Annotated in this window: 12 protein-coding genes and 1 pseudogene; 5 read left to right on the plus strand and 8 right to left on the minus strand. The window is 67.2% G+C overall.

Annotated elements, in window-relative coordinates; translation table 11 throughout:
• Window positions 1-40 precede the first annotated feature (40 nt).
• Genes BLW76_RS32435 through BLW76_RS32445 form a run of 3 tightly spaced genes read right to left on the minus strand, consistent with a single transcriptional unit; the run spans window position 41 to window position 1,066 of the window.
• Window positions 41-385 (minus strand): DUF1048 domain-containing protein, encoded by a 345-nt coding sequence (locus tag BLW76_RS32435; protein ID WP_091314610.1) that lies wholly within the window; start codon window positions 383-385, stop codon window positions 41-43.
• 1 nt (window position 386) lies between these two features.
• Window positions 387-743 carry a DUF1048 domain-containing protein gene (locus tag BLW76_RS32440; RefSeq protein WP_091314613.1) on the minus strand — a complete coding sequence of 119 codons (357 nt, stop codon included), beginning with the start codon at window positions 741-743 and terminating at the stop codon, window positions 387-389.
• A complete protein-coding gene (locus BLW76_RS32445; RefSeq protein ID WP_091314614.1) occupies window positions 740-1,066 on the minus strand; it encodes a PadR family transcriptional regulator in 327 nt (108 codons plus the stop codon). The genes BLW76_RS32440 and BLW76_RS32445 overlap by 4 nt, the downstream gene beginning before the upstream one ends.
• A 90-nt stretch (window positions 1,067-1,156) precedes the next feature.
• Between BLW76_RS32445 and BLW76_RS32450 the strand changes: the two are divergent.
• Window positions 1,157-1,791 (plus strand): annotated as a pseudogene (locus BLW76_RS32450) (ABC transporter ATP-binding protein); the annotation flags it as partial.
• Window positions 1,792-1,827: 36 nt separating this feature from the next.
• Window positions 1,828-2,577, plus strand: a complete 750-nt coding sequence (locus BLW76_RS32455; RefSeq protein ID WP_091320153.1) for an ABC transporter permease — start codon at window positions 1,828-1,830, stop codon at window positions 2,575-2,577.
• Between the two features lie 95 nt (window positions 2,578-2,672).
• On the opposite strand, the gene BLW76_RS48040 is transcribed toward BLW76_RS32455, so the two are convergent.
• Window positions 2,673-3,155 carry a hypothetical protein gene (locus BLW76_RS48040; RefSeq protein WP_143060727.1) on the minus strand — a complete coding sequence of 161 codons (483 nt, stop codon included), beginning with the start codon at window positions 3,153-3,155 and terminating at the stop codon, window positions 2,673-2,675.
• 67 nt (window positions 3,156-3,222) lie between these two features.
• On the minus strand, window positions 3,223-6,609 hold the full coding sequence (locus BLW76_RS32460; protein ID WP_091320156.1) for an RHS repeat-associated core domain-containing protein: 3,387 nt from the start codon (window positions 6,607-6,609) through the stop codon (window positions 3,223-3,225).
• Window positions 6,610-6,749: 140 nt separating this feature from the next.
• Between BLW76_RS32460 and istA the strand changes: the two genes are divergently transcribed.
• The gene (istA, locus tag BLW76_RS32465; RefSeq protein ID WP_091305599.1) at window positions 6,750-8,393 is read left to right on the plus strand and encodes an IS21 family transposase; all 1,644 of its coding nucleotides are present in this window, start codon (window positions 6,750-6,752) and stop codon (window positions 8,391-8,393) included.
• Window positions 8,390-9,193 (plus strand): IS21-like element helper ATPase IstB, encoded by an 804-nt coding sequence (gene istB / locus BLW76_RS32470; RefSeq protein ID WP_091305597.1) that lies wholly within the window; start codon window positions 8,390-8,392, stop codon window positions 9,191-9,193. The genes istA and istB overlap by 4 nt, the downstream gene beginning before the upstream one ends.
• 9 nt (window positions 9,194-9,202) lie before the next feature.
• On the opposite strand, the gene BLW76_RS32475 is transcribed toward istB, so the two are convergent.
• Entirely contained in the window at window positions 9,203-9,469 is a 267-nt protein-coding gene (locus BLW76_RS32475; protein WP_244170108.1) for a hypothetical protein, read from the minus strand.
• Between the two features lie 190 nt (window positions 9,470-9,659).
• Window positions 9,660-13,010, minus strand: coding sequence for a DUF6531 domain-containing protein (locus BLW76_RS32480; RefSeq protein ID WP_244170429.1), 3,351 nt, complete (start codon window positions 13,008-13,010; stop codon window positions 9,660-9,662).
• On the opposite strand from BLW76_RS32480, the gene BLW76_RS48045 reads away from it, so the two are divergent.
• A complete protein-coding gene (locus BLW76_RS48045; protein ID WP_143060728.1) occupies window positions 12,988-13,263 on the plus strand; it encodes a hypothetical protein in 276 nt (91 codons plus the stop codon). The genes BLW76_RS32480 and BLW76_RS48045 overlap by 23 nt on opposite strands.
• Before the next feature lie 81 nt (window positions 13,264-13,344).
• Here the strand turns inward: BLW76_RS48045 and BLW76_RS32485 are convergent, their stop codons facing one another.
• Window positions 13,345-14,160 carry an alpha/beta fold hydrolase gene (locus BLW76_RS32485; RefSeq protein WP_091314618.1) on the minus strand — a complete coding sequence of 272 codons (816 nt, stop codon included), beginning with the start codon at window positions 14,158-14,160 and terminating at the stop codon, window positions 13,345-13,347.
• Window positions 14,161-14,198: the final 38 nt, after the last annotated feature.

The following is a 14,198-nucleotide window of genomic DNA, read 5'->3' on the forward strand; positions in this document are numbered from 1 at the left end:
TCGGCGGCCACGGCTGCGACGAGAGTGCGTGACCCGGGTTTCAGTCCGGTTTCACGCCGCTTTCCGGCTGCTTCTCACCCTTGTCCTTGAGCGACTCCTGGTAGCGGTCGGCGTAGGTCGGCGAGTCCTTGATCAGCTCGTCGCAGAACGCGGCGACGTCCTCGCCGATCACTTCGAGGACTCCCCGGCCGGTCGTGGCGCTTTCGGCGAAGAAGTCGACGATCCCCGAGAGCAGGTTTCCCTCGAGCAGGTCGACCGGGCCGACCTTGAACAGGTACTTCTGCATCTCCTTGTAGACGATCTGGTAGTCCGGCGGCAGGGCTTTGACCCGGGCCATGTGCGCCCGCCACTGCTTCTTGCCTTCGATGACGTCCTGGATGCCCATCTCAGCCTCCCAGCCGACCCAGTTTTTTCGCGACATTCCGGTTCAACTGCTTCCGCCACCGGTCACGGAAGTTCTTGGCGCCTTCACCGCCGGCGAGCGCCGCACAGAAACCCTCGACGTCATCTCCCAGCACGTCGTGGACGCTCTGCCCCTCCGCCGCGGTTTCTTCGAGCAGTCCCAGCGCGCCGTCGAGGATCGGCATCAGATTGCGGCCCGAGAAATCCCCGTACGGGAAGAGGTGTGCCTTGATCTGTTCCCACGCCGCCCGGTAGTCCTCCGGCAACGCCCCGGCCCTGGCCTCGAAAGCCTGGTACTCCCGGGTCATGTCGCTGCCGGTGATGGTCTCCCAGAAGTTCATTCCCCACCTTCCTTCAGTTTGTCGATGCGCGAAGAGACGTACTGCCACTTCGCCCAGAACCGCCCAAGCTCTTCGCGACCGGCGTCGTTGAGCGCGTAGAACTTGCGCGGCGGCCCCTTCTCCGACGGCCGCTTCGTCACCTGGACCAGCTTGTTCTTCTCCAGCCGCAACAGGATCGTGTACACCGTTCCCTCGACGACGTCGCCGAAGCCGAGGTCGTTCAGCCGACGCGTGATGGCGTAGCCGTAGGTCTCCTCCTTGCCGATGATCTCGAGCACACAGCCTTCAAGGGTGCCCTTCAACATCTCCGTCAGGTCGTCCATCGCTCCTCCGAGCTCACCCTGGCACCACTACCCAGTAGCACTGTATACCAGTACTCAGCAGTACTGACTAGCTGGATGAGGGGATGACCGATGACAGCGATACGAGTTCGTGGCCTCGAGAAGTCGTACAAACAGCTGCACGTCTTGCGCGGCGTGGACTTCGACGTGGCACGGGGCAGCATCTTCGCCTTGCTCGGCTCGAACGGCGCCGGCAAGACCACCGTCGTACGAATCCTGGCTACGCTGCTGAAGCCGGACGCGGGGACCGCCACCGTCAACGGCTTCGACGTCGTCACTCAGGCCGACGACGTGCGCGCGGCGATCAGCCTCACCGGGCAGTTCGCCGCAGTCGACGAAATCCTCAGCGGCCGGGAAAACCTCGTCCTCATCGCCAGGCTGCGCCGCCTGAAGCACCCCGGCAAGATCGCCGACGACCTGCTGGCGCGCTTCTCCCTGACCGAGGCGGCCACGCGGAAGGTGTCGACGTACTCCGGGGGCATGCGACGGCGTCTGGACATCGCCATGAGCCTCATCGGCGATCCCCGGTGATCTTCCTGGACGAGCCGACCACCGGCCTCGACCCCGAAGCCCGCGTCGAGGTGTGGGACGCGGTGAAGGGCCTCGCCGCGCGCGGCACGACGGTGCTGCTGACCACCCAGTACCTGGACGAGGCCGAGCAGCTCGCCGACCGGATCACGATCCTGCACGAGGGCCGGATCATTCTTCGCCGTCGTCAGCAATCGCACGGAAAGCGAGACCCGATGACCACGGACACCACCATCCTTTTGGGACGGTCGCTGCGTCACATCACCCGCAGCCTGGACACGATCATTACGACCGTCATCACGCCGGTCGCCATGATGCTGATGTTCGTCTACGTCTTCGGCGGCGCGATCGACACCGGATCGGGCTCCTATATCGACTACATGCTGCCCGGCATCCTGCTGATCACCATCGCCTCCGGCATCGCCTACACCGCGCTGCGCCTGTTCACCGACCTCAAAAGCGGGATCTTCGAACGCTTCCACTCCATGCCGATCACCCGCTCGGCCGTGCTGTGGGCGCACGTGCTGACCTCGCTGGTCGCCAACCTGATCTCGCTCGTGATCGTCGTGGGCGTCGCACTGGTCATGGGCTTCCGCTCCGGAGCGGGACCACTGGCGTGGCTCGCGATCACCGGCATCCTGCTCCTGTTCACCCTGGCCCTGACCTGGGTCGCGTTGATCGCCGGCCTCACCGCGAAGACCGCGGAAGGCGGCGGCGCGTTCTCCTACCCGCTCATCTTCCTGCCATTCCTCAGCTCGGCCTTCGTCCCCACCGCCACGATGCCCGGCCCGGTGCGCTGGTTCGCCGAACACCAGCCGGTGACGTCCATCGTCAACACCATCCGCGCCCTGTTCACCCAAGCGCCGGTCGGCACCGACATCTGGATCGCCCTCGCCTGGTGCGCCGGGATCCTCGTCGTCGCCTACGTCTTCGCCACCGCGGCGTACCGCCGCAAGGTCTCCTGAGTTTCGAAGCAGAAGGGATCACCGCACGACTTCGACGACTCCGATGTCGCGGTCGGTGCCGCCACGACATTCTCAGAGCCGTGGCGGGCTGATCCTCATTGAGCCGATCCTCGCCGCATCGTTCCCCTGGCGAAGGCTGCGAACAAGACATTGAGACCGAAACCGAGCGCCGCGAACAACCTTTGACTGCCGGCGAGCTCGTGCAGGTACTCGGTGCGGGTGATCGGTGTGCTGCCGAGCCGGGTGTAAAGCTGATAGCCAGTGGCAGTCACCTCGGGTGTTCCGTTGCGGAGCCCCGCAGCAGCTATCGCCGCAACCACACCTGCCGCGAGAACAAGAATCGCAGCAGCCCACCGCTCCCCCGACGACAACGATCTGCCCGCTCCGAACACCGCGTGCACTGGCGACTCACGCTCACGTCGGAGCGCCAGTGCCGCCGCGACGACGAGCACGATCGGAAACACACCGACCAACGGGACCACCCACAGCACACTAGGAAGATGCGGGGCCCATTCGGTGAACGAGTCGATGATTCCGGCCAGGCAGCCTACTGTAGCCAAGCTGCACCAGATCAGCATTGCACGCACGGTTAAAGTTACCATTCACTGAAACAGCCCGAACATAGAGAAATTGACGTGTTTGTGGTCACTGTGCGTGTACCGAGCCGAGGTTCCACGCCTTCGTGTAGGTGGTGCCACCCCACAAGCCCATCCCGAGCCCGAACGCGATGCCGAACACGCTGACGAAGCCGTCGTCGGACGGGCCACCGAAGTACGACGCCCCGAACGGGCCCAGACCGGACGCCGACCCGCCCGTGAACGGGCCGCCGAGGTCATCCGGTTTGCGGGCGTTCGACGAGAAGCCCGTGATCCCGATCTCGCCGCCGGCTCCGCAGATACGCCCGCCGGTCGCGGTGATGCCATAGCTGGATCCGCTCGCGGTGAGGCAGACGCTGCCGGTGATTCCCTCGCCGACGGCGATTGTGCCACCGATGCAGATCCCGGCGGTACCGGTACTGAAGGGGTGGGCGGCATTCCAGGCGGCATCGGCACAGCCTGGCCCGTCGGTGTTGAACCGGGGGCAGCGGTCCGGGTTGGCGGTGTAGGCCGGCGGCTTGCAGTAGCGGTCCATCATCGCCGTGTCGTGTTTTTCCTGTGCGCCGGTACACAGGCTGGCCAGCCCGCTGGGATCAGTGGCGTTGGCAGGGTTTCCGCCCGCGTACGAATAGGGCGCGTGCGTCGTGTCGACCTGCGGGTCGACGGTGAGGAACTCCGCGGTCGAGGGGTCGTAGTAGCGGGCCCGCAGGTACAGGAAACCCGATTCGGCATCGGCGTACTGGCCGGTGTACTGCAACGGTGTCACCGCAGTGCCGCTGTAGATCGGCGTGCCGTAGGCGTCGTAGCTGTATCTTGCCGCGTTGGCACCTGTGTTGTTCGTCAGCGCGATGGTCGAGCCGACGTTGTCGTGGACGTACCAGAAGCTGCCGCTCGCCCCGGTTTGCTCGAGCGGCAGACCGTCCGGGCCGTAGAGGTAGCTCGTGGTGCCGTCGCTGAGCAGGTTGGCATTCTCGGAGTTGTCCCAGACGAACGACGTCGTCGCGGTCCCGATGGTCTTGCCGGTGCGCCGCCCGAGGCCGTCGTACTGGTAGGCCGCCGTGCCGCCGGGGCCGGTGAAGGTGGTGAGCCGGCCGGCCTGGTCGTAGCCGAGCGTGCTGTGGGGCCCGGTGGCCGGGATGGCACCGGTGCGCTGGGCTTCGGAGTTGAACGTGTAGGTCGTGGCCCCCGCGGGTGTCGTCGCGCAAGCCGGGTTGGTGAGCGTGCCCGTGGGCAGGGTCCAGCACAGCTGGCCGGCGGCATCGAACGTCTGGGTGGCGGTTCCGACGCGGACCGGGTTGTCGGCGGCGTCGTTGTCGTAGCCGGTACTGGCGCTCCCGACGGTGACCGTGGACAGCTGTTCGCGCGGAGTGTACCCGAAGCCCTGGCCGACACCGTCGGTGGTGCGCGTGGTGACCTGACCGAGCGGATCGCGGTCGTAGGTCAGGGAGACGTCGGTGACTGTTCCCGTGACGGCGTTCGTGCTGTGCAACCGCGCTGCCGGGTCGTAGCCGTTGGTGACGACGACGCCGTTCGGGTAGGTGGTGGTCTGGACGTCACCGTCCCGGGTGTAACCGAATCCGGTCGTGTTGCCTCCGGCGTCGGTGACGCTGGACATGCGGTCGGCGAGGTCGAACTGCCGGGCGACCGCGGTGGTCTGCGCCGGGTAGGTGATCGAGGTCTGGTTGCCGTTGTCGTCGTAGCCGTAGGCGACCGTGGCCCCGGAGCCTTGCTTGCTGCTCGTGAGCTCACCGAAGGTGTCGTAGGTCCAGGACGAGGTCCCCGTGCCGTCGGTCATCGTGGTCCGGTGGCCGACCGGGTCGTAGCCGTAGCCGACCGGCGGGGTGACGCCGTCGGAGTAGGTGATCGAGGTGAGTTTCCCGGCGGCGTCGTAGCCCATGGTCGTTGTGCGGTTGTCCGGGTCGGTCAGGGTGAGTGGCCGGCCGGCTGGGTCGAGGTGCCTGGTCGTGCTGCGGTTGTCGGGATCGGTGCGACGCTGGGGACGACCTTGGCCGTCGTAGCCGAAGACGGTCTGCTTTCCGAGACCGTCGATGGTGTCCGCAGCCGTCCCGTCCGGGTTGTAGTCGGTGACGCGGGTGGTCGTGTCCGGCAGTGTCGTCTTCACCAACCTGGCCGCGGAGTCGAAGGTGTATCCGGTGGTCTGGCCGTTCGCGTCGACGGAGGAGCTCTTGTTCCCGTCGGCGTCGTAGGTGTTGCTGGTGGAGTTGCCGAGCGCGTCGGTGGTCTGCAGCAGCTGCCCCTTGACGTCATAGCGGTAGGTGGTGCAGCCCGTTGCCGGTGGCGTGCAGCCGGGCGTGACGCCGGCGGCGGTACCGACCGCGTCCACGGTGGAGGTTCGCAGGCCGGTCGCCGTGTCGTAGCCGTATTGCGTCTTGTCCCCGGCGGGATCGGTCACCGAGGTGCTGTCGCCGAAGGCGTCGTAGGTTTCGGTGGTGGTGTGTCCCTTGGGATCGGTCGTGCGGGTGCGGTCGGCCGGGTGCGCCGCATCGTCGTAGAAGTAGCTGACGCTGCGCGTCGGTTCCGGGCCGAAGTTCCCCGTGGTCGACTCGACGACGTTGTTCACCAGCGTGGTGGTCGTGGACGTGAGGTCACGCAGTCCCGCCGCGCCGCTCGGGATCTGCCCGGCCTGGTCGAACTGGTTGACCGTGGCGACACCGTTCGCGTCGATCGTCTCGACAACGTCGCCTGCGTCGTCGTAGGCGTAGTTCGTCGTGTACCCCAGTGCGTCGGACTCGGAGGTCTTGTTGCCGTGGTCGTCGTAGGCGAAGGTCTCGACGTATCCGTCCGGGTCGGTCTGGGTCGACACGCCGAGGGTGACCGGGTCGTAGGTGTAGGAGGTGGTCCCCGCGTCCGCCGTTCCGTATCCCTTGGCCTCGCTGGTCAGCAGGCCGTTCTGGTAGGTGTCGAGTGTTTTGTGCCCGGAGGGGTCCGTTACCAGCGTCTGCCCGGCGGCGAGCCCTCCGTCGGGGCCGTAGGTGAAGGTGGTGGTGTTGCCGTCGGCGTCGGTCTGGGTGTGGACCCGTTCAGCGGAGTCGTAGGCCATCGCGGTGACCGCGGCAGCCGCGCCGCCGAAGTTGCGCGGGGTACGCATCGACGTCATCAGGTGGTGGGCGTCGTAGGTGTACTGCGCGTGGTCGTCGTCCTTGCGCGTCGGTGTCCGCGTGGTGCCCACTCCGTAGACGTCGGTGAGGTTGCCGGCCGCATCGTAGCCGTAGGTGACGGTGCGGCCGGCGTCGTCGCTGAGGGCGGTGATGTGGTTCCCGGTCCAGGCGAGGGTGTACTTGCGTTGTGCCGGGTCGGTGATGGTCGCCAGGTGCCCGCTGGTGTCGTACGTGAAGGTGGTTTGGTACGGCGGAGTGGCTTTGGTGCCGGCCAAGTCGGTTTCGGCGGTGAGGTGGCCGCTGGCTGGCCGTGGCATCGTGATTTGGCCCCGGTTCGGCACCGTTAGCGGGCCCCACCGATCGGGCGAATTCCTGCTCGTGGTGTGCGAGTCGGTGGGTCGAGGAGAGGGTCCTGGGTGGACAGTGCCGGGGAGGGGCCGTCCGCGTGGGAGCCGGGATGGTGTCCAGGGTGGAGTTGTTCGCGCTGATCCGGCGAGATGCCCGGGTGGAAGGCCTGTCTGTCCGGGCGCTGGCTGACCGGCATGGGGTGCATCGCCGGACGGTGCGTCAGGCGCTCGGCTCGGCCGTCCCGCCGCCGCGGAAGACACCAGCCCGGTCCTCGCCGGTGACGGGTCCGCTGCGTGAGGCGATGGACGAGATCCTGCGAGCGGATCTGGACGCGCCGCGCAAGCAGCGGCATACCGCGCACCGGATCTGGGAGCGGCTGGTCGACGAGCACGACGCCGAGATCGCCTACCGCACCGTGTCGAAGTACGTCGCCCGCCGCCGCCCGGAGATCCTGCTGGAAGCCAGAAACCGGGCAGGAGTGATGGACGGATTTGTTCCACAGACGCATCTTCCGGGCCAGGACGCTGAGGTCGACTTCGCCGAGGTCTGGGTCAACGTCGGCGGTGTCGACACCAAGTGCTTCCTCTTCACGCTGCGAATGTCCTTTTCTGGTAAGGCAATTCATCGCGTCTACTCCTCGCAAGGGCAGGAAGCGTTCTTTGCCGGGCATGTCGCAGCGTTCACCGAACTTGGCGGTGTCCCGGCCGGGGAGATCCGTTACGACAACCTGTCCTCGGCGGTCCGGCGGGTCTGCTTCGGACGATCACGAGTGGAAACCGAGAAGTGGGTGCTGTTCAAGTCCGCCTACGGTGTCACCAGTTTCTATTGCATGCCAGGCAAAGAAGGCGCCCACGAGAAGGGTGGTGTCGAAGGCGAAGGCGGGCGGTTCCGGCGACGCTGGTTCGTCCCGGTCCCGAAAATCGCCGACATCTCCGGCCTGGCCGGCATCAACGACCGGCTCGCCGCAGCCGACCATGCGGAGGACGCCCGGCACATCGACCAGCGGACGGCCACGATCGGGCAGGACTTCGCGCTCGAAGCACCGCTGCTGGCGGCGTTGCCGGTCGACGAGTTCGACATCGCGCTGACCACGACACCGCGCGTCGACCGCTACGCCAGGATCACCGTCCGCCAAGCGCTCTACTCAGTTCCCGCGCGGCTGATCGGGCAGACGGTCCGGGCAAAGCTCGACGCGGAGGAACTGGTGGTATTGCACGGATCCGCCGAGGTCGCCCGGCACCCGCGGCTGACCACCAAGGGCGGCCAGCACCTGGTGCTCGATCACTACCTCGAAGTCCTGGCCGGCAAACCGGGTGCGCTGCGCGGGGCGACTGCGTTGGTCCACGCACGGCAGAAGGGCTGGTTCACCGCCACCCACGACGCGTTCTGGGCCGCCGCCCGCGCCAAACACGGCGACCAGGCCGGCACCCGGCTGCTAATCGAGGTTCTGCTGCTGCACCGGCGGATGGCCCACGCGCATGTGATCGCTGGGATCCGCGTCACGCTGGAGGCCGGGTCGGTCTCGCCGGACGTGGTCGCGATCGAGGCCCGCAAACACGCCGCCGCAGCAGGAAGCACCGCCGGCGATGTCGAAGTTGAGCCTCCGGGGCCGCAGCGCAGCCGCAGCAAAGTCGTCTCGCTGCCCGAACGCCGCCGCGACTCCGACCTGCCACCGGACTCCCGCCCCGCCCCGTCGGTCGCCGCCTACGACCAGTTACTCAGCAATACTCCGAAGAAGGGGAACGCGTCATGACCCGCACCACCAGCCGCGGCCGGGACCAGCTCACCGAGGAAGCCGCCGACGCCGCGATCGAGCAGGCCTGCCGGATCCTGCGGCTGCCGACGATCCGCGACCGCTTCGGCGACCAGGCCGCCGCCGCGGCCCGCCAGCAGGCCACCTACAAGAGCTTCCTGTCCGAGCTGCTGTTCATCGAGTGCGAGGACCGCGAGGTCCGCCGCAAGGCCCGCCTGGTCAAGCAGGCCGGTTTCCCGCGCACCAAACGCATCGAGGACTTCGACTTCGCCGCGAACCCGAACGTCCCGCCCGCCCTCGTGCACACCCTCGCCAAGGGCGCCTGGATCCGCGCCGGGCAACCGGTCTGCCTGATCGGCGACTCCGGCACCGGCAAGTCCCACCTGCTGATCGGGCTCGGCACCGCCGCCGCGGAAGCCGGGTTCAAGGTCCGTTATGTCACCGCCGCCGCGCTGGTTAACGAGCTCGTCGAGGCCGCCGACGACAAGCACCTGTCCAAGACCATCGCCCGCTACGGCCGAGTCGACCTGCTTTGCCTCGACGAACTGGGGTATCTCGAGCTCGATCGGCGCGGCGCGGAGCTGCTGTTCCAGGTGTTCACCGAGCGGGAGGAACGCTCCAGCATCGCCATCGCCAGCAACTCGGCGTTCAGCGAGTGGGCTCGCACCTTCACCGACCCGCGGCTCTGCGCCGCGATCGTCGACCGCTTGACGTTCGACGCCTCGATCATCGAGACCGGCACCGAGTCGTTCCGGCTGCGCACCACCAAACGCCGCCGCAGCAGCACCCGGGCCAGCTGAATACCCGGGTCAGAACGGCGCGTCGCGCCAGTCCACCTCGACCGGCCCGGTCGGCGGGACACGGATCGTTCCCGCGTCGATCTCGACCCGGTCGCCGGCGGCGATCTCGGCCGCGAACACGTCCAACGTGTCCTCATCCAGCCGGCAGTCCCACGTCTCGCAGGCGGCCTCCAACTCGCGGCGGACCACCGCGACCGGCCGGCCCGCGAACCCGATGAACACCTCGTCCAGCGCCCACACCAACGTCACCACTGGGCCGGGCTCACGCTCGCTCACCACGCCATCGTGACCAGCCAGCACTCGACTCGACCAGCAGAAACACCCGAACGAGGTGGGGCCAAATCAGAATGCCGCCCCGACGCCAACGGCGGCAGGTGGGGCCACATCAAGATGCCGACCGATCCCGCAACCCAGCCGCCGGGGCCAAATCAGAATGCCGAACCGGGGCCAAATCAACTTGCCGAAATCAGCTGGCCGCGTCGAAGGTGAAGAACTGGCTGCCGCGGCGGGCGTAGACGTAGCTGGTGCCGTTCTTGGTCAGAGACGCATCGTAGCGTGGCGCAGCCGGGGTGTAGGTCCCCGCGGTGTCGACGAAGGACACGGCGGAACCGTCCTCTTGATGGACCGTGACGTTCCCGGTGCCCGCGTCGGTGCCGGCGGCGAGGTTGTAGGAGTCGGTCCAGCCGTAGCCGAACGGACCGTCCGCGGCGAGGGTGCCGTTCGGGCCCCCGGGGTCGGCGATGCTTTCGGCGTAGCTGCGGGTGAACTTCAGGGTCATCCCGCGGCCCGGGGTGGCCAGGTCGGTGAAATCCTGGCCGAAGTAGCCGGTCGAGGTGTCGACCGGATCACCGGCCGTGCGGCGGGCGCAGCCGCAGGCGATGAACGCCGGGTTCGATCCCTTGGGCGCGTCCTGGATGCCAGGCGGGCCACCGATGGGCTGCCCCGGGGTGCCGCCCATCGGGATGAAGGCGATCGCGTCCCAGGCGACGTCGAAGTCGGCGAGGTTGGTGTTGCCGGTGTTCACGTTGGCGCTCTGGTTGGTCAGGACGACGTTCGCGCCGTTCTGCATCGCGAATGTGCCGATGGTGACCCACTGTTCGGAGTTCCATGCCTGGTTGACCCGGAAACGCCACGGCGACGCGCCGCCGCCGGGGTTGATGGTGTAGACGACGTTCGTGGCGTCCGCGCCGAGGCCGGGGATGTGGAGCTTCATCTTGTAGTACTGCAGCGACGGCAGGTTCGGCGTCCAGGTTCCGGTGTTGATCAGGCTGGGCTCGGAACCGGATTCGGTGTGGCTGAACAGGATGTGGCCGCCCAAGCCCGTGCCGAGCTGGTGGGTGTCGATCGCGCCGATCGGGTCGCCGGCGGAGTTCGCGCCGTAATGGAACGAGAACGAGCCGTTACTGGACCAATTCGAGCTGCCACAGCCCTGCAGGTTCAGCGGCAGGGACGGTTCGTCGTCCACGATGATGGCGTTGGCCGCTACCTTCGCGGTGTCGAGCGTGCACGTCGGCGGATTGCGCGTGGGATTGGCGGGTTCGGACGAGCCGGTACCGACCGCGTAGGCGCTCGTGGCGCAGGTCGTGGCGCACGTCGGGATCCAAGTGACCGGCTTGTGCCACCAACACTGGAAGTCGTTGAGCATGCAGTGGCTGGCGCCGGGGTTGCTCGGGTTCGTGTTGTTCGGGTCGCACTGGTTGTCCGTCAGCGTGCAGAAAGTGGCGAACGGCGCGGGCTGGATCCAGCTCGCCCCGCCGTTGTAGGTCGGCTTGGCGTAGGCCCGGCTGCCGTAGCGGATGAGCGGGCTGGCCATCCAGCCGAGCACACGTTCCTGGTACGGCCAGCTCGCCGGGTGCGCTGCGTCGGCGTAAGTGTCCTTCAGGTACGGATCACGGTTGGGCGGGTAGTCCAGGTTGTCCGGGTTGTTCGTCCAGCCCAGTCCCCACGTCCCGTGTGGCCCGGTGCAGGTCGGCCCAGGCGTGCACCCTGTGGTGTTGCCATTGGCCGCGTTCGGCTGGATGCCCGAGTTGTAGGCCCAGATCGCGAAGTACCAGTTCTCCAGGTACTTCGGGTCGCCGTTGTTGGCGACGATGCCGTCGGTGTAGAGCTGGTTCCACGTGTCCTCGAGGATCTGCAGCGCCGCAGCGATGTTTTCCTGGTAGTCGACCGCGACCTTGATCTGGCCGTGGGCGGACAGCGCATGGTCGCCGACGTGCATGCCGGAGGTGACCTGGCCGATGCCGTAGCCGCAGTCGGCGCCGGCGTAGTTGATCGAACGGATGTCGCCGCCGGCGCCGTAGTAGTCGGCGATCAACGGGTCACCGGCGGTGCCGGCGGGTGCGTGCCACGAGGCCTGCGACCAGTTCGACTCCTGGGCCATGATGCCCTCGAACACGGATCGGGGAACCGTGCTCCAGCCGCCTGTCGGGTGTTGGAGCGGGATCAGCGGAAAGTCGCTGTTCGGCGCGTAGGCGACGAGGCCCAGGTTGTCGAAACCGGCGGGCCGGGTGTAGGCACTGCCAGTGAGCAGGCCCTGTTCGGCCATCTGCGCCGCCCAGTCGACCTGAGCCGGGGCAGGCTGCATGACCTGCTTCGCCGTGTCGAGCCGAGGCACCGCGCAAGTCGGAGTCTGCGCGGTTGTCGTGGCTTGCGTGTTCGGTGAAACCTGCACCGGTGCGGCGTCGGCCTTGGGCTGGGTGCGTCCCGACGGCGCAGCATTCGGCACGGCCGGTTCCGACGCGTGATAAGACGGCAACGCAGTCGTGGGTGTGGCTGAGCGCTTGGTCGCAGCAGGCGTGAGCACCTTGCCGGTCCGCGATGATCGCGCTAGCAGATCACTCTTCGTGCCGTCGGCATCCGCGCCGAGCAGCGCATCACCGTCGAGCGACGATGTCGCCGCAGCATGGGCGAGACCGGTGTCAGGCACGTCACGGACACTCAGGGTCTTGAGCAACGCGGGCTCGGTGTGCTGAGCACCAGTCAGGACAGCGCGGCCGGCCCGGCCGGGAAACAGCTGCAGGCGCGTGCGGTCACCGGTCGCGAAGGCGGTGATCTTTCCGTTGTTCTCGTGTCCGGCGGTCGCCGTGGCGGCACCTGCCTTGGTGGCGAGGAAATTGACGCCGCCGTCCACGGACGGACGGACGTCGAAGACGTCGCCGTCGGCGGTGGCGAGAATGGTGGTCCGATCGGTGGCCACGGACACGAGCCGGTTGCCTGCCACCCCGACGATCCCGTTGCCGACCGGTACGGCGGAGGTGATCTGCCCGGATGCAGTGATCGAGCCGTCGACCTTGCCCATGGCCAGGTTCGCGGTCAGCAGCTGGGTGTTCTGATCATTCGCGCCGACCTCCAGGGTGAAGACCGCTTGATCGCCCATACCACAGCCGGGCGAGTAGTACTTGAGCCCGACCCCGGTGGCGATCGGCTTGACCACACCCGAAGCGACATCGATCGCATAGGCGAACGCACCGTGGTCCCGGGCAGCCTGCTGATTGACGGCCGAACCGGGCAGCACCGCAACCGCGACGAAACGCCCGTCCCCGGACAAGCACTGATACCCGGTCCAGGACGCCTCATCGAAGCCGGCCGGGCTGATCAGAGCGATCTCCTGCCACGCGAACCCGGCATTCTCCTTGGCTACCCGGACGTGGTAGCCCGCCTGGTCGCCCCACCCGTCCACGGCGAGATCGCCGGATCGCACAGCGTCCGGACCGAAGTCACCCGGCCCGGCGACGGTTGCCGTCTTCGCTGAGGCCGCCTCGGCCGGCGCAACGATCGGGACAGCCGTCACGACAGTGGCGGCCAAGCCGACGATCACCAAGAGAGCGACGAATGTTCTTCCGGACAGCAGAGATCTCCGCGCATTGCGCACAGCACAAGCCTTCCCACCCCAGTACGGCTTCAACAGCCGTCCAGCTCGCGCGTGCCCGCAATCCGGGCCGCTCAGCGAAAACTACGCACAGGTGACCAAAAATGGGATCGACCATTCGGGGGAATATGGCAAGCCGACCGTAAGAAAAGCATTAAAAGTCACCAAGAGCTTTCTTTACCAGGGTATTGAAAACGCTTGAATCGATCTGGCCAAATTGAACTTTTCGTATGTTTGCAGGCGTCCCGATCCTACGGCCCCGGCGGGCTCCCTGGTCGCGCCCTCAGCCGTCGGCACGGCCAAGAGTCGTGACCTCGCGGACAGCCGCGGCGACGGCCGGCGCATCTTTCTTCAGGATCGCCCCGTGGTTGCTCTTGACCTTCGAGCTCACCTTGATGTTCGAGTTGCGGTCGGTCACCCCGTCGAGGCTGACACGCAGACGTTCCTGTTCATCATCCTTGCTTCCGAAGGACGTGCCCGAAGCGACCACGTACCGCACTGGAACGGTGATCCCGTCCAGCACCGGGCCCAGCTCGCGCTCGCGCGACAGCACTCCCAGTTCGATGTTGCTCTCGGCCTGCTGCTCGGCGCTCATCCGCGGGGTCAGGCCGGTCGGGCGCAGCAAGGGCATGACCAGGTTCAGCCGCTTGAACAGCTTCCGGATGCGCTGCTCCATCGCCTCGTCGAGCCAGTCGTACGGGTACGCCCCGTCCACCAGGACCGCCCCCATCGCCCGCTGCGGGTTCCGCTCGGCCCAGTGCGCCGCGACCACCGCCCCGTAGGACCAGCCCACCACCAACGCCCGCTCCACACCTCGCGCCGCCAGCACGGCGTCGACGTCCCGGACAGCGGCTTCGAAGGAGTAGTCCGCCGACCGCTTCGACTTGCCGCGGGCCCGCTCGTCGAAGGTGATGTGCCGGAATTCGCCGCCGAGTTCGGCCAGCACCCGTCGCCAGTAGCCCTGGGTGGCGAACTGGCCGTTGCAGTAGAGCACCGGGATGCCGGTGCCACCGGTGTCAGTGACGGCGAGGGCCGTGTCGTCGACCGGGAGCATGCCGGTCCAGGCCGAGCCGGTGGAGGAAGCGTTGCTGTTCGTCATGCCGCTACTGTCGGCGGTTCGCCTGACATGCCCCTGAC

The sequence above is a fragment of the Amycolatopsis tolypomycina genome (assembly GCF_900105945.1).
In the GTDB taxonomy this organism is placed as follows: Bacteria; Actinomycetota; Actinomycetes; order Mycobacteriales; family Pseudonocardiaceae; genus Amycolatopsis; species Amycolatopsis tolypomycina.